This window comes from Acinetobacter sp. YH12102 (assembly GCF_013419125.1).
Taxonomy (GTDB): domain Bacteria; phylum Pseudomonadota; class Gammaproteobacteria; order Pseudomonadales; family Moraxellaceae; genus Acinetobacter; species Acinetobacter pseudolwoffii.
In genome coordinates this window covers 84,727-104,951 of record NZ_VPAS01000012.1, presented here as the reverse complement: position 1 = coordinate 104,951, position 20,225 = coordinate 84,727, and the positions used below count along the sequence as shown (strand labels likewise).

Here is a 20,225-nt window from a genome sequence, read left to right as displayed (position 1 = left end):
TCCGTAATTCAAATTAATTTGAACTTAACCAACAAAACCCAATCTTAACACCTCGTGCTAAGTTACTGTTTTATCAGAAGTTTTAATCTTCATCACTGCCGATGGATGTGCATTCTACAGGATTTCACACCCAACACAACCCCTATTTCTAAATAATTCAGCAAAAAACCAACGACTGTTTATTTATTCTACAAAAAGTGCAGGTTTTTCTATTTTTTGAGCATTAAAGGTACAGAATTTGATAAATGAGTTAAAAGTTTGTCGGTTTTATCTTGTTCTTGAAAGCGTAAAGGACGGCAATCAATGTATTCACAGTAGCCACCTTCCCCATTTTCGTTCTCTTCATTTATTTTGACCTGATAACTAAAACTTCCAACATAGCCCGCGGCCAAACCAAATTTGAAATCACCGCGACTTTGCCCTTGTACCCAAATACAGATACCATCTTTAGCTTCGTAACACCATTCAAATTCACGTGGCAAATACATATTTTGCCCATTCGGCGTGGTGACGCGCGGATAGACACGATGAACTTTAAAATACACTTTTTGGTCAAACATCTGAGTCTGCATCTTGTTTAAATCACGCAAATACATCCGAGACTGAACAATACTATTCACTCCATCCCGAATTTGCGCCAACAGTAGCTGCCGGTTTTCACTCAGGTTAATAATTTGATAAGTCAGGAAGGCCAAAGGCAGATAAGGGAAATTGAAACTTCGTGCATATTCAAAACTTCCGAGGCTATCAATATTATATGTCTGTTGTTTATATTTTAATGTGCCCTGGCAATAGCACAGCAAAGACCAGTGCTCGGCAAGTGAAAACCTCACCTGGCTAAAGTGGGAAATGAGCTGAGTGGTATGAATGCTTAAATCGAAACTGAGTTCCGAGTCAAAACGCTGCAAACGAAAATGAGGAAAGGCCCCACTCAGTTGCTCCCGATCTAAAAACTGAAATAAGCCAGCATCAAAGTTACAGTCCTGCTGTACTGAATAACGATGCAGTTGGCCGACCATATGCGAACTCGTGCTGCAAATCACCGTAGCGGTATCCAGTGCGTTGGTTTGAATTGCACTGGGATTGGCCAGCATCGGTGCATTCGGCTGCCCGATAATGCTGAGAAAATTTAGATAGTGCAGCGGCGCCGGAAGTCCAGGAATCATCAAACCTTGATGAATAATCTTATATTTTGAGTTGGGGCCATGATAGGCAGGATAATGCGAAACAGTTGGAGTCTGATTCAGCTGTTTCGAACGATCTAAAAAATCTTGAAGAAACCGCATCTCAGACTCCTTATATTTTTATAATCTACTCGATCTTTTTGCCATAAAGGTGGTCACAAAACCAGATAAGGCATAGAGAATAGAAATTACCAGAATGCCGACAGGAATATTATAAGTCATCGCAGCAAAGACAAATACGGCAATTGGTAATACAAAAAACGGAACGCGTTTACGCTCTACAGTCTTAAATGAATAATATTTGATATTAGAAATCATCAACAAGCCCACCGCAATAATGACAACGGCGTTAATGATCTGAATGGATGCTTCACGAATATCGAAAATTTCAGGAAAATCTAAACCGACCCAGACCAGCGAAACAATCATGAGAGCTGCCAATGGACTGGCCACACCAATAAAATAACGCTTGTCTACCACGCCAATCTGTACGTTAAAGCGGGCCAGACGAAAAGCAGCACAGGCGGTATAGACAAAACAGGCGGCCAAACCAATCCGGCCTAAATCACTCAAACCCCAGCTATACATCAAGATCGCGGGAGCAACACCAAAAGCCAGCATATCGGAAAGCGAATCAAACTGTTCACCAAACGGACTTTGCGCACCAATCGCACGCGCCACACGCCCATCCAAACCATCCAGCAAAGCCGCAATAAAAATTGCATAGATCGCTTGCTGGAAATTGCCATTCATGCTGGCAATAATGGAGTAAAAACCCGCTAACAACGCAGCGGTTGTAATCAGGTTCGGCCATAGATAGATGCCTCGACGCTTAACTTTCTGCCCTTCCTGGGTATGTTCCTCTTCTTCCACCTCAAAGGTGATGCCATCAAAAGGCAAGTCTTTTGAAGAGTCGCGTTCCGGTTTGCTTATATTTGTCATTCTTGTCGATCCTAGCTATGACCTGTGCTTTGAAAAAATTATTCGCCGACTAACCAGCGAACTGCAGCGTGACCACCATTTTCACTCATACGAAGATGTGGGAATAACCATTGTAGTACTTCATCTGCATCTTCAGAGAATTTCCAAGGCGGATTAATCACCAGCAAACCACAACCATTCAAGCCGACTGGGGTGTCATCCGGCCATACACAGACTTCACACACCAGTTGACGGCGGATGCCGGTCTTGAACATTTTTTTCTCGAAGCGTTCAATCATGGCACGGTCTTTAATTGGATACCAAACAGCAAATACACCTGTCGGCCATTTCTTATAAGCGGCAACCAGTAATTCTACCAATTGTGGAAAATCTTTACGCTCAAGCTCATAAGGTGGATCGATCATCACCAGACCACGTTTTTCTTTCGGCGGAATCACCCCCAAAAGACCTTCATAAGCATCACGCTCATGCAAACCGGCACGCTTGTCAAAAATATTATGACGAAGTTGCTGAAACACATCACGCTGCATTTCAAAAATAGTCGCTTTATCAATCTCGCGCATGCCTTCCAGAGCAAACCAAGGTGAACCGGGATAAGCACCCTTACCAAAGTTTTCACGCATTTTCTCAACAACTTTCAAATATTGTTGTACGCCTTCAGGTGCGTTACGCTTGATCGAATCATCCAGTTTAACAAGACGATGAATACCGTTTAAGAACTCACCTGATTTTTGCGCTTCAGCAGTCGATAAATCATATTTACCCGCACCACCATGTGTATCTACATAGCGATAAGGTTTGTCTTTTGCATTCAGTCGAGTCAACAACTGAAGCAATAAAACGTGCTTCATGACATCGGCAAAGTTGCCTGCGTGGTAAGAGTGACGGTAATTCATGTTTCATTAATTCCTAATATCAACAGCTATTTTAACATGAAAAATAGTTTCGTTCAGGCACGATTCTTACACTAAAATAGCGAACCTGTTTTGCCACACTATCGAGAATTGAAAAAAATGGAAGCTGTTATCATCCCAGGGGATTGGAATGTTGATCAAATCTTAGATGATTTAGATCAACATGGCTTTAGTATTGTTGACGATGCTTATTCTAGTGAATATCAACATGCGGTAAGTCAGGAATGCTTAAGCCACTTAAACGAATTTCGTAATGCAGCCATTCAAAATGGCGTCGTCAGCAACATCCGTAGTGATCATATTCTTTGGTTACGACCTGAATTTAAAATTTCCCACCTACACACCCAAACCCTGCAACAGTTTTCTCAAGCTTTAAACCGCGCGTTTTATTTAGGCATTAAAGAAATCGAAGCACATTTTGCCTGCTATCACGCTGGCGAGTTTTATGCGCTGCATCGTGACAATCCTCACGCTAAAAATGGCCGAATGATTTCCAGTGTGTATTATCTGCATGAACAATGGCAGGCAGATTGGGGGGGTGAATTGCGTCTGCAAGATAAAAATGGCCAGTGGCATATTATTCAGCCACAGCCGAACCGGATTGTACTGTTCCAGAGTGATTTGTTACATGAAGTTTTAATTTCCAAACAGCAACGTCTATCCATTACGGCCTGGTTAAGAAGCGATACAGCCTTAATCTAATGCTCGCTCATGCTTTAAATTTATTTTTTTAACCTCATATAGCCATTATTGAGAAATGAGGATTGCGTTGATGCGATTAACAACCAAGCAGATTATTGAGCGACTGGGTGAAACTGACCAATTGTACTTAAAAAGCAATACGCCAGAATTAACGCTTGAACGTGCTGATCTTCGTTTACAGCTGGTGACTTTAAGTGAGCTGCGTCAGGAACAGCGACATTTCCTGCAAGAAGCGATTGTCTTACTTGAACAAGGCCGGGTGGAATTTGAAGAAATGCCGCTGCGCATGTATATCAATTTATCCTTGCATCTGGCCAAGGCTTATATGATGTTTTTTGAACTGACCAAAGAGCAGCATTTTGCCCTGATTACCCAGCAAATTCTTAAGCCGATGGCCAGTTATGAACATGGCGATATTTATTTCTTCCTGGCTTATGCCAGTGCCAGTAAAAATGAGCCAGCCCTGACACGTCACTGGTTAGGTAAATACACCAAAACGGTTGAATGTGAACTGGAATTGTTGCAGCAGCATCATGCCTTTAGTGATTATCGTCAGCAGGAATGGTTTATCAAAATATTAAAAAGTAAAATGCATTAAGCTTAACAGCGTCAAAGAAAACGCCTCATTTGAGGCGTTTTCTTTTGAGCATCACTTTCATTTTTTAAGTAATACCAAGATATAACACAGTTAAGCAGGCTGACGTCTGTAGGCATCCATGTGTAATTGCTGGTTCAGCTCATCCACCCAGATTGCCCAATCATCATCCTGTACCAGATGACTAATCAATAATGAACGCTGGGATTTATTCCAGAATGGTGCCTCATGCAAGGACAGGCCTGCTGGAAGTTGATGAGTCCGGATATACAACTCAATGGCAGCAGCGCTATTGGCCAGACCGAGTTGAGAAAATAACATTTCTAAGGATGGTTGGTTCTTCATGAGCATGTCGCCCTCCTTATATCAGATAAATTGTAATTATTTATAGATCTAACTTATAAGATAAGACAAAAAAAACCTAGTCATTTGACTAGGTTTGTTGTTTCTTTTTGTAGACTATAATTTAAACACCTTGCTTGTCACTTTCGACATGTAACAGCTGGTTCAGTTTATCAATAATCACAATCCATTCATCATCTTGATGCCAGTGCTCGCGTAAGAATGCACTTTGGCCCTCACTCCAGAATTCGGCATCCGGTAAAGCGACTTCAGATGGCAACTGATGGGTATGGGTGAATTCATTAATTGCGGCTTCATCAGAAGGCAAACCCAATTGTTCAAATAATAATTCTAAAGTTGGCTGTTGTTCGAACATGATCCACTTGCTCCTGTTATATGCTCTAAACTAAAAATAAGACCTTTACCATCCCTAAAATAAGAACTGGCATAAATCCTTAAATACTCATTTATAAATCACATGACCCAGAACCTTGGGCTTCGCTATGTAATTGTTCATTCAGGACATCAACTAAAATTGCCCATTCATCATCTTTTTTCCACTGACCAATCAGGAAATCATGCTGGGATTTCGACCAGAACGGCGCCTTGTGCAAAGGCACGTCCATGCCAATTTGATGGGTCTTGATAAACTCATCAATCGCCTCGGGACTCGAGTCCAATCCAAGTTGCTGAAAAAACATTTCTAACGTTGGGTGTTGATCAAACATCTTCTTCACCTCGCCTTTTATTGGATTATTTATGTTTTTTAGCTTAGTCCAAGCTTAAGCAAGATTCAGTTGCTGCTGCATCACAGCATGTTATTTTTTGTTCATCAAAAAAATAGAGAGATAAAAAAAGCACCCCGAATGGAGTGCTCTTTCAACTTAATCTAAACGATCAAATTATTTAAGCATGTCAGCAATCGCTGCGCGCTCTTCTTCAAGTTCGTTCAATGTAACATTGATACGCTCACGGCTGAACTCGTCGATTTCTAGACCTTGAACGATTTTGTATTCACCGTTCTCAGTCGTTACAGGGAAACCGAACATAACGCCTTCAGGAATACCGTAAGAACCGTCAGAAGGAATACCCATGGTTACCCATTCGCCATTTGTGCCAAGAGCCCAATCGCGCATATGATCGATTGCAGCGTTTGCAGCAGAAGCAGCAGAAGACAAACCACGCGCTTCAATGATGGCAGCGCCACGCTTACCAACAGTCGGAAGGAATATGTTTGCATTCCAATCTTGGTCGTTAATCATGTCTTTAACGCTTTCGCCATTAATTGTAGCGAAACGGTAGTCAGCATACATTGTTGGAGAGTGGTTGCCCCAAACTGTAAGATTTTTGATGTCTTTAACCGCTTTACCGGTTTTAGCAGCAATTTGAGATGCAGCACGGTTGTGGTCAAGACGTAACATTGCAGTGAAGTTTTTCGCTGGAAGATCTGAAGCAGATTTCATCGCGATGTAAGCATTCGTGTTCGCAGGGTTACCTACAACAAGAACTTTAACGTCACGGCTCGCAACTTCGTTAAGTGCCTGGCCTTGACCGATAAAGATTTCGCCGTTCACTTTAAGCAGATCAGCACGTTCCATACCTGGACCACGTGGACGTGAACCAACTAATAACGCGTAGTCAGCATCTTTGAATGCAACTTTAGGATCATCAGTACCGATCATGTCTTCTAGTAGCGGGAATGCGCAATCTTGAAGCTCCATCATTACGCCTTTAAGCGCTTGCTGAGCTTTCTCAAAAGGAACTTCGAGCAATTGCAAAATCACTGGTTGATCTTTACCTAGCATTTCGCCGCTTGCGATACGGAATAATAGGCTGTAACCAATTTGACCTGCAGCGCCAGTAACGGCAACACGAACTGCTTGCTTCATCTAATTATCTCCAATTGAGGATATTCAACGCGATTAAATAGTTAGTATTTAATCTAATAATCGTAAACGCGAAAGATTGTACTCCAATCCTTTGCCGGATGCATATAAAAGAGGACGGATTTCATCTAAAGTCTGATAGGAAATATAAATTAAACCGGCAAAAAAGCTCAGTATGTTCCTTTTATTGTGACAGTTTTTGGGCATGTATTAATAATGTTGGCAGGACAGGATTTATAATTGCCATTTTTGTGATAACAGACTTTGATTGAGGTCAACACGCTGCTAGCTTGAGTAAGCTGGCAATTAAATCTCAAAGCATTGGCGGGTAATTGCGGATTAATTCTCACAAATTTCACACGCAGCGCATCGACTGACATGGTGATATTTTCCTGTTCAGTCAGCTCTGCCGGCACTTTAAGCCGGTCTGCATAATTGATAATCGTCCGGAAATATTGGCTGGCATTCATCGGAACGCAACCGCCGATGTTGCGCCACAAAATGGTCCGGGTATTTTCATCCGGCATGATTCTGGCCACCACCTTGGACTGAAGCGGTGAAAGTTTTGCAGAGCTATTGGTTGTACAGTTTTCTGACGTAGCCTGAGGATATAAGCCGGAAATATTCAAGGAATAACCTTCTAGACATTTTCGTTTCTTTGCATATTCAGGGTACAGGCTACACAAAGCCGGCACCATTTCTACATCCATAACATAGTCTGTCGGCATGGCGAATGCTGCCGGACTGCTGCCCAAGAATACAAGCGCTGCCCATTTCCCCCAAACTCGACGATCCTTCATTATTTTCATGAATAAATCACCATCCCCAATAATTTTAATTTTATTGTGTATTACGTAATGGTATCAGTTGCATACGCTTACCCACGGACTGTGCACCCTGTCCCAACAAGAGACCGTAATGTGTGGCATTGGTCATGACATGTTTCACATAATCCCGAGTTTCAAGTAAAGGAATACTTTCAGTATATTGATCTGCTGCCATGCCCTGAAATTCCGGCTGCCAACGGCGGGCACGGTTTGGTCCGGCATTATAGCCTGCGGTTGCCAAGACTGGGCTGTTGCTGAGCTGACGCTGAATGGTCGATAAATAAAAGGTGCCGTAACGAATATTGGTATTCATATCGGTCAAAGCTGCCGGATTATAAGTCTCACCCATTTGACGTGCCACCAGCTTGGCGGTATCTGGCATGATTTGCATCAGGCCACCGGCACCCACATGTGAACGTGCCACGGTATTGAAACGGCTTTCCTGACGCATCAAGCCATAAGCCCAAGCCGGATCGATCCCGGCATTGCGGCTATGACTGACCACGTAATTCTGGTGCGGCATTGGATAACGATAATTGTAGTTATGTTTGTTCACGGTGCGGTCAGCTGCATAAATGGCCCGATCATGCCAGCCCATGTCCATGGCACGCTTTGCTGCGGCCAGCAACAGCTCATCATCTTTCTTCAGATAGGCCTGACGCACTGCCCAGTTCCATTCACGGTTAATGTAGTTATTCGGTGCACTGATATTACGTAGCGTGAACGCACGACGGAAATGAATATCCTGATTCAAACGTTGCATGGCCTGATTCGATGGCTGAATTGGATTGGGTGTGCTCGCAGTCAGCTGTCCCAACTTGTCGCGTGCCAGAAGATTGTGATAATCATCCCCGGCGGCCAATGTACGATAAATACTCTCTGCAGTTTTCTTTGAACTACGATCTGCACGCTGCTCACTGGCACGGGCCAGCCAATATTGCCAGCGATCTTCCTGTTTCTGATTGACGCTCATGGCATCAATCGCACGGATTAGGCTTTCCCACGCACTAAAACGGATGGCCTGACGCGCATAAATCTCAGCTTCTTCCGGACTAAATGGCAGACCATAACTGGCATCAAAGGCATTTAACACTTCCCGGTTAAAGTTGTTCTTCATGACTGTGGTTCCACCGACATAACTCACAGCTCGGTATAAGGCACGTTGTACTTGTACCGGTGTGCCTTCAGCAGTCCGTTTCACAATGGATAACGCCGAGTCCAGATCACTATCTGCCAGACGTCCCAGTGCATATATCAGATAAGCATGTTCTGCCGCACTGTTTTTCGGTGCAGACCATAAATAATTGGTTGGATTGGCCTGAATCGAATTGAGTTGTGCTAAAGACAGATTCAGACCGATTCCTTGCGCAGTAGCAATGGCCTGACCTGACTGACCGGCACGCAATTGTACCCAAAGTCGCTGTTGGCGGTCTTCTGCCGTCATTAAAGGACTAGAAAGCATCATTCGACCAAGTCCAGTACAAGAATCCGGTTGGCTATTGGTGGTTAGCCAGACCTCTTTAAACTCGGCATAAACCAGCTCATCACCGGCTTTGGCACGAACTTGTGCTACGGCACAGGCTTCAGCTGGATCAGCATTGGTCACATAAGGCAATACCGGTTGAGCCGTGGTGAAATCTGCCATTTTGACTTTTTCTTCGACATAGTCCGCTGCCAGCTTTTCAGCCATCGCAGATTGCGGGTAGCGCTGAGCAAAACTGACAATTTGGCTGGCAGGTTGCAAGGCAAGATTCTGGTTTAAAATCCAGTATTCCGGATAATAGCCTAAAGCATCATTCTGCATGGACAGGCGATATTGTTGTAATAATTCAGTATTACCTGCATTGGCCGCACGTAAGGCATCGTTAAATTGCTCTTCAGCTGCATATGTACTTGCTGAACAGATACACGCCACACTTAACGTAATTAATTTATAATATTTATACATATTTTCAGTGTGTTTCAACATCCCTTTGCCTTCTCTCATCGATTCTGTGCCTAGCCTATGTTGCTTATCATAAGAGCTTTGTTGAAATATTATAAGCAACTGTATTGTTCAGTTATGTAACCTTATGATTAAGCAATATTAATCTACAGACAATTTTTACCCATAAATCAATATTTTTCCACGTTTAATTTAAGCTATAAGTTTAAGCGACTTTCCTGCTAAAATATGCGCCTTCCCATATTTCAGTCCGTGAATTGAATTGTTATTCACCTGTTTGATGCGTCAATCAGGCTGTTCGTTCACTCTTTCAACGTATTACCTTGTAGGAGCCTACATGACGGTTCAAACCTTCATTCCGAATGGTGCCCCAGCTGCCTCAGAAAACACTGTTACCCAGCCAGCGCACACCCCTGTCCATGAGATTGCAGTAAAAAAACTGTATATCGAAACGCAAGGGTGTCAGATGAATGAGTACGACAGTCACCGTATGGCAGACCTGTTAGGCGATTCTCATGGCTATGTGCTGACCAACGATCCTAAAGATGCCGATATTCTGCTGATGAATACCTGCTCGATCCGTGAAAAAGCCCAAGAAAAAGTGTTTTCCGAGCTGGGTCGCTGGCGCAAACTGAAAGACAAGAATCCGGATCTGATTATCGGGGTTGGCGGCTGTGTGGCGTCTCAGGAAGGCGACAACATCCAGAAACGTGCCAATTATGTCGACATGATTTTTGGCCCGCAAACCCTGCACCGCTTGCCACAAATGCTGGATCAGCATTTTGACCAGATCGAAAAACCGAAAAAAGAAAAAATCAAACTGGTAGATATCTCCTTCCCGGATATCGAAAAATTCGACTTTCTGCCTGAACCGCGTGTTGAGGGCTATAAAGCCTTTGTTTCGATCATGGAAGGCTGTTCAAAATATTGTTCGTTCTGCGTGGTGCCTTATACCCGTGGTGAAGAAGTGTCTCGCCCACTGGATGATGTATTGGCTGAAATTGCGGGTCTGGCAGAAAAAGGCGTGCGTGAAATTTCCCTGCTGGGTCAAAACGTCAATGGCTATCGTGGTGAAACCTTTGAAGGCAATATCTGTACTTTTGCCGATCTGTTGCGTTTAGTCGCGGATATTCCGGGCATTGGCCGGATTCGTTATACCACTTCGCATCCACTCGAATTTAATGATGACCTGATCCAGTGTTATCGCGACCTGCCACAAATGGTTTCGCATCTGCATTTGCCGGTACAAAGTGGCTCGAATGATGTGCTTCAGGCCATGAAACGTAACCATACCATCGATGTCTATATCGAGAAAATTAAAAAGTTACGCTCAGTTCGTCCCGATATGCATTTATCTTCAGACTTTATTATTGGCTTCCCGGGTGAAACTGATGAGAACTTTGCAGAGACCTATCAATTTATTAAAGATCTGGATTTCGATCATTCTTATAGTTTTATCTATTCAAAACGTCCGGGTACGCCTGCGGCAGAACTGGAAGATACCATTCCGGAAGATGTCAAAAAAGAACGTCTGGCCAAAGTTCAGCAATGGATTAAACGCTCGAGTATTGACAAAACGGATGCCATGCTCGGTAGCATCCAGCGGGTACTGATCGAGAAAGTCTCTGATAAAGATCCGAATATTCTGGTGGGTACGGCGGACAACACCCGTTATGTCAACTTTATTGGTGATCCTGCCTGGGTAGGTCGCTTTGCCGAGATCGAAGTGACCGAAATTAAAACTTTGAATTTAGTTTATGGTGAACTCTTGAATCTTGAGCCTGACGTGGCGTAATGTAGAGCATATAACGTACACTTCATAAGGAATACTCTTTGACTGCAGCGATTCGACGTACAGTAGCTTTTCCTGGGATTTCAATGGACCGTATCCAAGCGATGTTAGGTGCTTATAACGGTCATTTGAAGCAAATTGAACAACGTTTAGATGTCAAAATCTCCCATCGCGGAGAGAGTTTTATTGTGGATGGTGGAATCGATGCCGTTGAAAGAGCCGAAATGCTCTTGCAACGTCTACACGAAGAATCTGAACAGAGCCAGCAGATCAGCGCAGATACCCTGCACCTAATGATTCAGGGCAGTCAGACTGACCGTGAACTCCAGCAAGATCTAGAAGACCAAGAACATACCGGCCTGGACAATGTCTGGTTACAAACCCGTAAAGGCCGGATCAATCCGCGTGGTGCCAACCAGAAACGTTATGTACAGCGTATTCTGCAAAGTGATATTTCTTTTGGTATAGGTCCTGCCGGAACCGGTAAAACTTATCTGGCTGTCGCTGCTGCTGTGGACATGCTGGAACGCAATGAAATCCAGCGCATTCTACTGGTGCGTCCTGCGGTCGAAGCAGGTGAAAAACTGGGTTTCTTGCCAGGGGATTTAAGCCAGAAAATCGATCCTTATTTGCGTCCATTGTATGATGCTTTGTATGAAATGCTCGGCTTTGAAAAAGTGGCCAAGCTGATTGAACGTCAAGTGATTGAGGTGGCGCCACTCGCTTATATGCGTGGCCGTACCTTGAATCATTCTTTCGTCATTCTGGATGAGGCACAGAACACCACCCCAGAACAGATGAAAATGTTCCTGACCCGTTTAGGTTTTGGTTCACGAGCGGTCATTACTGGTGACGTGACGCAGGTGGATTTACCGCGCGGCCAACAGTCTGGTCTTTCACATGCCCTGCGTGTGATTGATAAAATCCCTGAAATTCATATCACCCGTTTTCATTCGCGTGATGTGGTTCGTCATCAACTGGTACAGAAAATTGTTGAAGCCTATGAAGGCTGGGACAGTGATCAGCAGCGTTTAAGTGCAGAAGCACGTGCCGAACGTAAAGCACGTCAGGACGCCCTGATCGCTGAAAATAATGCTGCCGCAGATGCACAGCATTAAGCTTTCAATTTAAGGATTTGTGTTGAAACTTAGTCTTTCCTTACAGCAGGATTTTCAGTCACCTGAACTGGTACTAAAACGTGCCTCTATTAAAAAAGTAGTCGAAACCACTTTAGGTCATATCGGTACGCAAAGTAATTGCGAAATCGGAATTGCCTGTGTCGATCATGATGAAAGTCATAAACTGAATCTGGAATATCGCGGCAAAGACAAATCGACCAATGTCCTGTCTTTTCCGAGCGATCTTCCAGATGAAATGGCGCAATTTCTGGATGCCTTTCCCATTGGCGATCTGGTGATCTGTATTCCTGTGGTACTTGCTGAAGCGCTTGAGCAGCAAAAAGCGCCGTTGACGCATTTCACCCATATGCTGGTGCATGGCACCTTGCATTTAATGGGTTATGATCATGAAACATCAGATGAAGATGCGGAAGAAATGGAAGGCATTGAAATTGAAATTCTGGCCAAGCTGGGTTTTGAAAATCCTTATCTGGAACGAGATTAAGATTTAAAAGAAAATGAAGGAAGCGAGCTGAGGCTCGCTTTTTTAATGCTTTATATTCGCTCTTCCTCTAGGAGATGAGAATCCTCAGAATATATTCTGAGTTCGCAAGGGAGAGGTTCTAATACCTGTTAAAACCCCTCTCTAACTCTCTCCCAAAGGGAGAGAGAACTAGAATGAATTAACGTACTTCAAACTCTGCTTCAGCCGGATCAAAACGCCAGGTTCGGATAATCCGCAATTCAGAAATTTCCTTCATTTTGGCATCAAACGCACCAAATGGCGCCGCTTTACGTACAGAAGATTTCGCAGCCTCATCCAGCATGGCATGTCCTGAACTGTCAATTAATCGGATGGCACGAATCCCTCCATTCTGATTCAGGATCACCATCAGACGAACTTCACCTGCCAGATTCTGCTGCTTGGCAGCTTCCGGATAATACTGATTGCCATAAAACTCTACTTTCTGACGGAACTTTTCCAGATAGGCTGCGGAGACATCCTGCTTGGATTGAATACCATCCACAGTTTTAATTTTTTGCTGACGACTAAAATTTTGCTGACGCTGTAAATATTGCGCTTCCAGACTGGCCACCATGGCTGCTTTGGCCTGAAACTGGCTTTGTAACTGCTCCTGCATTTTTTTACGCTGATTTTCTTCTGCCTGTTTTTGCCAGCTCAAGGTGGTCATCAGCACTTTTTCTTCAAAACTGAGTTCCTGTTTCTGTTGCAGCAGATCCGGACTTTCTTGTTGTTCTTCCCCTGCCTTCTGCTCTAACAAAGGAGATGGCATATCACTCGACATCCGGTGCGCTTCTCGAAACTTGCCAGAACCTTGCTGGTCTGTCTGGGCCAGAAAATCAGCGTGTTCAATTTTTTCATCTGTTTGTCGCAAGCTGACTGCAATTTCTTTGGTGCTGGTCTCCCGATCTTGCGGCATACCAAATTCCAGTGTCAATACGATCAAATGCAGAATGCCTGCGGTGAGCACGGCACTGCTAAACACTGGATCTTTCCACCAGGTTCTGACCAGAGGCATTAATATCATTGCTTATCACATTACCCAAACTCAGTCCTGAGTTCAGTTCCCCAAAAAAGTATTTTAAAGATTAAAAATAAACAAATTGGGCATTTCTATTTTAAAAATGCCAAATCCATCAAATCTTCAACGTTACATAACTAAAACTATAAAAATGGTGCTATTTATTTTGCTAAACTTCAAGCTTGAATACTTGTATTTTTCATACAATTCGACAAGATACACTTCGAGTCAAAAATAAAGTTGCTAGGATGCTTCAATATGCAAACGCTAATTTCCAATATTTCCAACCGAATCCGCCAAGTGTATCAGAGGGCGGAAGGATTTATTGAGGATGAGCGTGAATTCCCTTTATCGCAAGTCTTCTTAAATGCAACTTTTCAACGCTTTGTCACCGACAATGTCGATGCACTGAAAGACTTACACGCAGACCTGCATGAAGACTGGCTGCGTCTCTACGCGACACTAGACTATAAAGGCTTGAATATCACTTTGTCGGTAGACTTGAAGCTGGTTCAGATGGAACTGAATAAGACCACCCAGCTGATTGTATTCGAGCAAATCAGTGATACACAGCTTATTGAAGCCAAATATCCAAATCTGTTGTATAAGCTTGGGGTGCGTTTTGCCCTGTTCTTCTATCAACGCATCTTGAACAAAGATCCATTGGGCATGATTCTGGAAAAACTTGGCGTTATTAAAGTCATTGATGACTTGCTGTATCTGGACTTGAACCGCTGGTTAGGCAAAAACCGTTCGATTATTGATACTCTAGGAAAAGTTCATGTGAATCATGCAGTGCTTCGCGAAGCTGAACTGGTGGTGATTGGTAATGTGAATCTGGCAGCCCTGTTTAGGAAACTTTCTCAAGACAGAGAGGAAAATTGGGATGAAGACGAAATGGATGATAACCTGGTGACCCCGATCAAACAGAAAGATCCGTCTTGAATACTATTCAATCTCGTTTTTTGAACTTTTGTTGAAAAAAACTACATGAAAGATACATTTTTGCTAGAAATATCCCTTAAATTTCCATATTTTGCCTAAAGAATAAAAGCTACAACAAGTAAGATATTTTGCCCGTTTAACCAATATAGGAAAATGACTAATGGTGAAGACTGTATTTAAGACTTTAGCGATGACCACAGGTCTAAGCGGTGCAATACTGTTGACTGGTATTTCTAGCCAGGCTTTTGCCATGACGCCTTTCCAAGCCAATTATCAATTTAGCTATAATGGCAAGAATATGGGTTCTGCCACCCGTACTCTGAGTAAATCCGGCAATAACTGGACTTACGTCTTTGCTGCAAAAGCCGGTGGTATTGCTTCAGCAACTGAAACCAGCCGTTTCACCTTTAATAACGGCAAGATTGGCTCCAGCAGTTTCAGTCGTAGCAGTAAAATCCTGGTACATAACAACACCATGAGTATTAACTTTAATCCTTCCAGCAAAACCATCAATACCAGAAAAGATGATGAAAAGCGTTCTTTTGCCTGGAGAGCCGATGTTCTGGATGAACTGAATGCGGAATTACAAATTCGTGAAGATCTAAAAAATGGTGGCTTAAAATCGAATTATTATCTTGCTGATGCTAAAGAGGTCGAAGGCCGTAAGTTTGTTCGACAAGGTTCAGAAATGGTCAGTACTAAATATGGTTCTTTTAATACCATCAAGGTGGTGATGAAGCATAGCAAGCCGGGTCGTGAAACCATCTTCTGGCTGGCACCGAAACTTGACTATCTGCCAGTCAAAGTTTCGCATGTAGACAAGAAAACCTCTTATGGTTTGCTATTAACTGACTATAAAGGTGCAAGCAACTAAGATTTTGGTGAATTTCACTTGATTTTTTCCGGGTGCTTTTTACAATACGCTTTTGCTTGAAAAAGCACCTGCTCTTGAGGATTCTCCCGTGCATGCACTAGAACAGAAAATCTTGGCCGAAGGCATCGTTCTCTCTGAAGAAGTTTTGAAAGTGGATTCTTTCCTAAACCACCAGATTGACCCAGTCATGATGCAATTAATTGGTCAAGAATTTGCGCGTCTGTTTAAGGATGCTGGTATCACCAAAATTATTACGATTGAAGCATCAGGTATTGCACCTGCAGTGATGGCAGGTTTAGAACTTGGTGTACCTGTCATCTTTGCACGTAAATACCAGTCTTTGACCCTGAAAGATGATTTATACCGCTCTAAAGTGTTTTCATTTACCAAACAGACTGAAAGCACCATCGCAATTTCAAATAAACACATCAGCTCAACCGACAAGGTTTTAGTGATTGATGACTTCCTGGCGAATGGTCAGGCGGCGCTGGGTCTGGCCGATCTGATTCATCAGGCCAATGCAGAAGTGGTCGGGATTGGTATTGTGATTGAAAAATCATTCCAGCCTGGTCGCGACTTGCTGCTTGAAAAAGGCTACCGTGTTGAGTCACTGGCACGCGTAAAATCTTTGGCAAATGGCACAGTTGAATTTGTTCGCGACTAAGCTCGACAATCAATTTTAAAAGAGCGCTTATGCGCTCTTTTTTATTTTGTCTATCTGATGAAATAAATTAAAAATATTCAAAGCTCGACTCTAGTTCAATCTAATGTGTTATTCATGATTCCTGACTTGATCCTAGATGAATGGCTTACTTTTAAATTCGAAGTGATTAAACCTCTAAAATAGATCGTGTCATAAAATAAATAATTTTTCTATCCGATGAATAAACAACCAGTTATAGCAATTTTATTATAAGATAAAGAGGTCTAACTATCTGCAAATAATTAGACCTCTGTTCACCTTGAACAAGAGTTTATTTAACCGTCACAGTAATACTGCCGCTATTTACAGCACCGATAGCGGTAGTTGTGATGCTATTGTTAATAGCAGTTTGAGTTCCTTCTGCAATCGCATTGACAGAGGCATCAATGGTACCCGCATTATAGGCAATGTTCGCTACACTATAATTGCTTAAAGTTTCATTGATCTGCTCACTATAGTTGGTAGACAGTGATGAACTTACAACTTCCGATAGATCTGAACTATCCGCAACCTCGGATAACTCTTCTAAGGTTTCAGAATTATTCGTTGCACTGGTGACTTGACTGAAATCATAGTCATATGTTTCATCTGATACGTCTGATATCACCTGATTGAAGCTACCTTGCTCAATCGTGATACTACCTGTGTTCGCTGCACCAATTGCAGTAGTTTCAATTGTCCCTTCAATTGAACTAATCGCATCTGGTACTTCTCTTACTGCTCCTGCAAGTGCTTCTAAATCAACGCTTGCATCAACATCACCTGTATTCACTGCCAGATTCAGCGCAGAACCATTTTCAACCTGCTGAGAAATAGAATCCAGAGTAGCTTGTAAACCGGTATCTACTTCCACATTGGTTTCTTGAGCATATGCCATCCCCGCACTAGACAGAAAGGCGACGGATAATGCGACTGTTTTGATCGTGTTTTTCATCATTGTTCTTCCTACTGTTATTTTGAAGTACCTCTCGCTAAGTACTTCTTCTGACAATGGGAGCGAGCCCATTTTCAAATCTTTTTAATCACGTTGAGTATTTGACCAGTAATTCTCTACTGCCTCTGGATTGGCATCCCATAAACTGGATGACTTCTCCTCAGCTTGCTCTTTGTCAGCTTGTTCTTGACTATCTTTTTTGTCATTTATTTTGCTTGTCGGGGATGGGCGCTTAGTCTTACTAATATATTTAATCAGTTCCTGTTTGCTCATTTCAGGCTCGGCTTCAGGATTCTGAATCACCTCAGATTCTTTCTGCTTAGGCGGCTTGGTATCTTTGCTGGGTGAATTGGTCGACTTGTTTTTTTCATTGGATGAATCTGCCTGACGTGAGGCCGATTCCTGAACAGGGTTGCTGGAATCGGTACTGATTTGTTGCTGATTTTTCTTATATTTATGCAAGGCAACAGAACTGCGAGTGAGATCTAAGCGACCAAATTCAGGTGGAATTTCCGCACGGCAACTTGCAAACACTGCCGGTGGCACGACCTGACTGAGTAATTCAAAAGTGGCCAGGTTCAACATTTGGCGTAAGGCAAAATTAGTCGCCTCTCGTTCTCCCTTGCCAATTTGAATATTTAACAGTGTACGACCCTCGAACCTGCCCGCACTCAGACCATAATCCTGTGCAGCAATCTGCTTTTGCAAGGAAACATTACCCACCACTTTACTGCTGCGGGTATCGGTCAGAGATAAATCCAAACCGACCATAATACGGGTTTGACTGTAATTCGGGCCGACTCCGGCAATTTGCATGTCAACCCCCCCGCCCGGAATAAAATCCAGACTGTTAATACTGCCGGTGACATAATAATCGGAGGCCTGAATTTGCCTTGGATCACGAATCCCCCACTTGGCTTCACTTTCGATAATCCGGGGATCACGTCGGTTCATTAAACTGACGCCTGCCTGAAACAAGGCAGACTGCACCATATCTCCCGCACCCTGGGTCACCATTTTGCCACTTCCGCCATTGGTGACTACATCTTTACCGGTTTGATCCAGAATCGCGCCAACAGAAAAACTCACATCACTACGTAGTTGCCCTTTGAGGCAGGAGAGCGCCATATCAAAAGGGGTAAAAATATCGGTAATGGGTGGTCCTTGCACCAGACTAACTGCTTTCTTGTTTGAGGGAGCTAAACCTGTACAACCTGTTAGAAACGAGCTAAAAAAAACAGGAATACTCAGAGAAAATATATATTTTCGGGTTAAGGAGAAATTCAGCATAGCGACTCTCCTGATTGAGTACTTAAATTAGGACAGCGCTGAGCGTTTTGATTGGTATTTGAATTGACAGGTGCTTCATTGAGTAATTCACTCGAAATATCGATGTTGTTGTCTGAACCTTCGACATTGATATTGTTGGTGGGTGTATTTACGGTACCTATAGAGGTGGTTGAGGTACTGTAAATAGTGGTTCTACCTAATCCAGAATAATAATCGGACTCCTTGAGCTCGATCAGATTGGCTTGAACTAGATTTTCATTGGAGCGGGCACTTGATGATTTCCAACGCTGCGTCCACTCATCAGATGTGGCATAAGCATTGTTTAAAAAACAAAAACATAATAAACCCAGATTGATGACTAATATTCTCATAATCTTAATATCCTCTGATCTAAGATATTTATTTAATTCTTGGGTTGAGTAAGATTAAATTTATCTGAAAAATATTAAATCACATAAAAAAATGAAAAGTAGAATCCAGCATTATTCACATATTTATTTATATTGATTAAAAACCCATATATTTGTTTTTATTTATAATAATTATTTTTGTTATATTTTGTGATTTGTAAGAAATCATTATATCGAAAATATATGAATATAATAATCATCTAAAAAACTTGATTAAAATAATATATTTTTTATCTTATCAATAATAAATAAATTATCTAATCACGACCCAAATTATTATTTATTTTAATTTTAAAAATCTGTAAATTTTTATTTTATTAGAACTTCTCATTAATAATAATAAATATCACACTTTATTAAAAATACAATTAATCAATGAGAATGAAAACCACTTATAAAAAAATGCCGATTTTAAGCTGTTTTTTTGATAAAAAATGCCAAATAGCTTTAATGATTCCTTTCTGTTTGCAAGCTTTTGAGAGCAGCCAGCAAACCATCAGCTGCTTTGAATATAAAGAAATGACCAATCAGGCCTGTGTATAGATAGAGTACTGAGGAAGAAAAACCTCCAAAATCTTATAGTGTCCTGCATGATCGAAATAATTCAAAAATGACTCAAGCAGATAAAAATAAATATATTTACAGCTGAAATACAATGTTTTAGCATTAATTCAACTAGAATCAGGAAAGTAGGAAATGCTCCTGATCTCAGGATTCAGCATGTATATATGCTGTTGCAGCATATTATGAAGAGCTGCTGATCTAGAGAAAATTGCATCTCCTCCATAAACTTAAAACAAGTGAATACCAATCCTTGATGGAAAAACCTATGCAATGTCCTAAATGTGGTTCCACTGACATCGAACAGCGTGATCACGAACAGAATTTAAAGAAAATTGGTGGCATTCTCATGAGCTCGGCAGGTGCTACTGCGGGTACAGTCGGTGGTGCTGCTTCTGGCGCATCCGTTGGCGCAGCGATTGGTACTGTTGCTGGCCCCTTAGGTGTAATTTTAGGTGGGACAGTGGGTACTTTTGTCGGGGCAATCAGTGTTGGCATTACCGGTGGCGTAATAGGGAATTTCCTCGGCAAAAAAGCCGGGATTTCCGTCGACCGTAATTTATTCTTGGATTATCAATGTTTAAAATGCAAACATAGATTTATTCAAAAAGATCAAAAAGATCAAAAAGATCAAAAAGATCAAAAAGATCAAAAAGATCAAAAAGATCAAAAAGAAGATTAATATCATGAAGGAAATGAAGTGAGTGAGTTCTTCAT

The 20,225-nt window shown here is 42.3% G+C and carries 22 protein-coding genes; 9 read left to right on the top strand and 13 right to left on the bottom strand.

Going from position 1 to position 20,225, the window contains the following annotated elements:
• Positions 1 to 209: 209 nt before the first annotated feature.
• Genes FTU42_RS12020 through FTU42_RS12010 form a run of 3 tightly spaced genes read right to left on the bottom strand, consistent with a single transcriptional unit; the run spans position 210 to position 3,022 of the window.
• On the bottom strand, positions 210 to 1,286 hold the full coding sequence (locus FTU42_RS12020; RefSeq protein WP_180083445.1) for a DUF6670 family protein: 1,077 nt from the start codon (positions 1,284 to 1,286) through the stop codon (positions 210 to 212).
• An 18-nt stretch (positions 1,287 to 1,304) separates the two neighbouring features.
• Positions 1,305 to 2,126 (bottom strand): CDP-diacylglycerol--serine O-phosphatidyltransferase, encoded by an 822-nt coding sequence (gene pssA, locus FTU42_RS12015; protein WP_005094042.1) that lies wholly within the window; start codon positions 2,124 to 2,126, stop codon positions 1,305 to 1,307.
• A 38-nt stretch (positions 2,127 to 2,164) separates the two neighbouring features.
• On the bottom strand, positions 2,165 to 3,022 hold the full coding sequence (locus tag FTU42_RS12010) for a 23S rRNA (adenine(2030)-N(6))-methyltransferase RlmJ (protein ID WP_180083444.1): 858 nt from the start codon (positions 3,020 to 3,022) through the stop codon (positions 2,165 to 2,167).
• Positions 3,023 to 3,139: 117 nt separating this feature from the next.
• Between FTU42_RS12010 and FTU42_RS12005 the strand changes: the two genes are divergently transcribed.
• Together FTU42_RS12005 and FTU42_RS12000 are read left to right on the top strand one after the other, a co-directional pair.
• Positions 3,140 to 3,742, top strand: coding sequence for a 2OG-Fe(II) oxygenase (locus FTU42_RS12005; protein WP_180083443.1), 603 nt, complete (start codon positions 3,140 to 3,142; stop codon positions 3,740 to 3,742).
• Between the two features lie 70 nt (positions 3,743 to 3,812).
• Complete coding sequence (locus tag FTU42_RS12000; protein WP_180083442.1) at positions 3,813 to 4,340, top strand: hypothetical protein; 528 nt, start codon at positions 3,813 to 3,815, stop codon at positions 4,338 to 4,340.
• Positions 4,341 to 4,430: 90 nt separating this feature from the next.
• Here the strand turns inward: FTU42_RS12000 and FTU42_RS11995 are convergent, their stop codons facing one another.
• The 6 genes from FTU42_RS11995 to FTU42_RS11970 all read right to left on the bottom strand — a co-directional run bounded on the left by FTU42_RS11995 (position 4,431) and on the right by FTU42_RS11970 (position 9,340).
• On the bottom strand, positions 4,431 to 4,688 hold the full coding sequence (locus FTU42_RS11995) for a DUF2789 family protein (protein ID WP_005094049.1): 258 nt from the start codon (positions 4,686 to 4,688) through the stop codon (positions 4,431 to 4,433).
• Between the two features lie 115 nt (positions 4,689 to 4,803).
• The gene (locus tag FTU42_RS11990; protein ID WP_034608346.1) at positions 4,804 to 5,058 is read right to left on the bottom strand and encodes a DUF2789 family protein; all 255 of its coding nucleotides are present in this window, start codon (positions 5,056 to 5,058) and stop codon (positions 4,804 to 4,806) included.
• A gap of 88 nt (positions 5,059 to 5,146) precedes the next feature.
• On the bottom strand, positions 5,147 to 5,407 hold the full coding sequence (locus FTU42_RS11985; RefSeq protein WP_005094053.1) for a DUF2789 family protein: 261 nt from the start codon (positions 5,405 to 5,407) through the stop codon (positions 5,147 to 5,149).
• Between the two features lie 174 nt (positions 5,408 to 5,581).
• Positions 5,582 to 6,568, bottom strand: coding sequence for a malate dehydrogenase (locus FTU42_RS11980; RefSeq protein WP_180083441.1), 987 nt, complete (start codon positions 6,566 to 6,568; stop codon positions 5,582 to 5,584).
• Positions 6,569 to 6,735: 167 nt separating this feature from the next.
• On the bottom strand, positions 6,736 to 7,374 hold the full coding sequence (locus FTU42_RS11975; protein WP_074383563.1) for a ribonuclease I: 639 nt from the start codon (positions 7,372 to 7,374) through the stop codon (positions 6,736 to 6,738).
• A 31-nt stretch (positions 7,375 to 7,405) separates the two neighbouring features.
• A complete protein-coding gene (locus FTU42_RS11970) occupies positions 7,406 to 9,340 on the bottom strand; it encodes a lytic transglycosylase domain-containing protein (RefSeq protein WP_180001741.1) in 1,935 nt (644 codons plus the stop codon).
• Positions 9,341 to 9,674: 334 nt separating this feature from the next.
• On the opposite strand from FTU42_RS11970, the gene miaB reads away from it, so the two are divergent.
• Genes miaB through ybeY form a run of 3 tightly spaced genes read left to right on the top strand, consistent with a single transcriptional unit; the run spans position 9,675 to position 12,752 of the window.
• The gene (gene miaB, locus FTU42_RS11965; protein WP_005094063.1) at positions 9,675 to 11,132 is read left to right on the top strand and encodes a tRNA (N6-isopentenyl adenosine(37)-C2)-methylthiotransferase MiaB; all 1,458 of its coding nucleotides are present in this window, start codon (positions 9,675 to 9,677) and stop codon (positions 11,130 to 11,132) included.
• Between the two features lie 38 nt (positions 11,133 to 11,170).
• Positions 11,171 to 12,247 carry a PhoH family protein gene (locus FTU42_RS11960; protein WP_005094064.1) on the top strand — a complete coding sequence of 359 codons (1,077 nt, stop codon included), beginning with the start codon at positions 11,171 to 11,173 and terminating at the stop codon, positions 12,245 to 12,247.
• Between the two features lie 22 nt (positions 12,248 to 12,269).
• Positions 12,270 to 12,752: an rRNA maturation RNase YbeY gene (ybeY, locus tag FTU42_RS11955; RefSeq protein WP_005094076.1), complete on the top strand. Its 483-nt coding sequence runs from the start codon at positions 12,270 to 12,272 to the stop codon at positions 12,750 to 12,752.
• A gap of 178 nt (positions 12,753 to 12,930) precedes the next feature.
• Here ybeY and FTU42_RS11950 read toward each other — a convergent pair whose 3' ends face one another.
• Positions 12,931 to 13,788, bottom strand: a complete 858-nt coding sequence (locus tag FTU42_RS11950; protein ID WP_005094077.1) for an energy transducer TonB — start codon at positions 13,786 to 13,788, stop codon at positions 12,931 to 12,933.
• 261 nt (positions 13,789 to 14,049) lie between these two features.
• Between FTU42_RS11950 and FTU42_RS11945 the strand changes: the two genes are divergently transcribed.
• From FTU42_RS11945 to FTU42_RS11935, 3 genes are all read left to right on the top strand, one after another.
• Positions 14,050 to 14,736 (top strand): hypothetical protein, encoded by a 687-nt coding sequence (locus tag FTU42_RS11945; protein ID WP_180083440.1) that lies wholly within the window; start codon positions 14,050 to 14,052, stop codon positions 14,734 to 14,736.
• Between the two features lie 190 nt (positions 14,737 to 14,926).
• Positions 14,927 to 15,610: a DUF3108 domain-containing protein gene (locus FTU42_RS11940; protein WP_373686737.1), complete on the top strand. Its 684-nt coding sequence runs from the start codon at positions 14,927 to 14,929 to the stop codon at positions 15,608 to 15,610.
• 88 nt (positions 15,611 to 15,698) lie between these two features.
• On the top strand, positions 15,699 to 16,274 hold the full coding sequence (locus FTU42_RS11935) for a xanthine phosphoribosyltransferase (protein WP_005094083.1): 576 nt from the start codon (positions 15,699 to 15,701) through the stop codon (positions 16,272 to 16,274).
• Between the two features lie 310 nt (positions 16,275 to 16,584).
• Here the strand turns inward: FTU42_RS11935 and FTU42_RS11930 are convergent, their stop codons facing one another.
• From FTU42_RS11930 to FTU42_RS11920, 3 genes are all read right to left on the bottom strand, one after another.
• Positions 16,585 to 17,247, bottom strand: coding sequence for a hypothetical protein (locus tag FTU42_RS11930; protein WP_034608358.1), 663 nt, complete (start codon positions 17,245 to 17,247; stop codon positions 16,585 to 16,587).
• Between the two features lie 84 nt (positions 17,248 to 17,331).
• Positions 17,332 to 18,537: a CsgG/HfaB family protein gene (locus FTU42_RS11925; RefSeq protein ID WP_180083438.1), complete on the bottom strand. Its 1,206-nt coding sequence runs from the start codon at positions 18,535 to 18,537 to the stop codon at positions 17,332 to 17,334.
• Positions 18,531 to 18,908: a hypothetical protein gene (locus FTU42_RS11920; protein WP_005094089.1), complete on the bottom strand. Its 378-nt coding sequence runs from the start codon at positions 18,906 to 18,908 to the stop codon at positions 18,531 to 18,533. The genes FTU42_RS11925 and FTU42_RS11920 overlap by 7 nt, the downstream gene beginning before the upstream one ends.
• 868 nt (positions 18,909 to 19,776) lie before the next feature.
• Between FTU42_RS11920 and FTU42_RS11915 the strand changes: the two genes are divergently transcribed.
• On the top strand, positions 19,777 to 20,190 hold the full coding sequence (locus FTU42_RS11915) for a hypothetical protein (protein ID WP_180083437.1): 414 nt from the start codon (positions 19,777 to 19,779) through the stop codon (positions 20,188 to 20,190).
• Positions 20,191 to 20,225: the final 35 nt, after the last annotated feature.

Excerpts from the sequence above, each read along its gene's own strand:
- FTU42_RS11985 (WP_005094053.1), bottom strand. The coding sequence starts at position 5,407 with ATGTTTGATCAACACCCAACGTTAGAAATGTTTTTTCAGCAACTTGGA.
- FTU42_RS12005 (WP_180083443.1), top strand. The coding sequence starts at position 3,140 with ATGGAAGCTGTTATCATCCCAGGGGATTGGAATGTTGATCAAATCTTA.
- FTU42_RS12020 (WP_180083445.1), bottom strand. The coding sequence starts at position 1,286 with ATGCGGTTTCTTCAAGATTTTTTAGATCGTTCGAAACAGCTGAATCAG.
- FTU42_RS11930 (WP_034608358.1), bottom strand. The coding sequence starts at position 17,247 with ATGAAAAACACGATCAAAACAGTCGCATTATCCGTCGCCTTTCTGTCT.
- FTU42_RS11950 (WP_005094077.1), bottom strand. The coding sequence starts at position 13,788 with ATGCCTCTGGTCAGAACCTGGTGGAAAGATCCAGTGTTTAGCAGTGCC.
- FTU42_RS11995 (WP_005094049.1), bottom strand. The coding sequence starts at position 4,688 with ATGCTCATGAAGAACCAACCATCCTTAGAAATGTTATTTTCTCAACTC.
- FTU42_RS11970 (WP_180001741.1), bottom strand. The coding sequence starts at position 9,340 with ATGTATAAATATTATAAATTAATTACGTTAAGTGTGGCGTGTATCTGT.
- FTU42_RS11915 (WP_180083437.1), top strand. The coding sequence starts at position 19,777 with ATGCAATGTCCTAAATGTGGTTCCACTGACATCGAACAGCGTGATCAC.
- FTU42_RS12000 (WP_180083442.1), top strand. The coding sequence starts at position 3,813 with ATGCGATTAACAACCAAGCAGATTATTGAGCGACTGGGTGAAACTGAC.
- FTU42_RS11920 (WP_005094089.1), bottom strand. The coding sequence starts at position 18,908 with ATGAGAATATTAGTCATCAATCTGGGTTTATTATGTTTTTGTTTTTTA.
- FTU42_RS11975 (WP_074383563.1), bottom strand. The coding sequence starts at position 7,374 with ATGAAAATAATGAAGGATCGTCGAGTTTGGGGGAAATGGGCAGCGCTT.
- pssA (WP_005094042.1), bottom strand. The coding sequence starts at position 2,126 with ATGACAAATATAAGCAAACCGGAACGCGACTCTTCAAAAGACTTGCCT.
- FTU42_RS11980 (WP_180083441.1), bottom strand. The coding sequence starts at position 6,568 with ATGAAGCAAGCAGTTCGTGTTGCCGTTACTGGCGCTGCAGGTCAAATT.
- FTU42_RS11945 (WP_180083440.1), top strand. The coding sequence starts at position 14,050 with ATGCAAACGCTAATTTCCAATATTTCCAACCGAATCCGCCAAGTGTAT.
- miaB (WP_005094063.1), top strand. The coding sequence starts at position 9,675 with ATGACGGTTCAAACCTTCATTCCGAATGGTGCCCCAGCTGCCTCAGAA.
- FTU42_RS11940 (WP_373686737.1), top strand. The coding sequence starts at position 14,927 with ATGACCACAGGTCTAAGCGGTGCAATACTGTTGACTGGTATTTCTAGC.
- FTU42_RS11925 (WP_180083438.1), bottom strand. The coding sequence starts at position 18,537 with ATGCTGAATTTCTCCTTAACCCGAAAATATATATTTTCTCTGAGTATT.
- FTU42_RS12010 (WP_180083444.1), bottom strand. The coding sequence starts at position 3,022 with ATGAATTACCGTCACTCTTACCACGCAGGCAACTTTGCCGATGTCATG.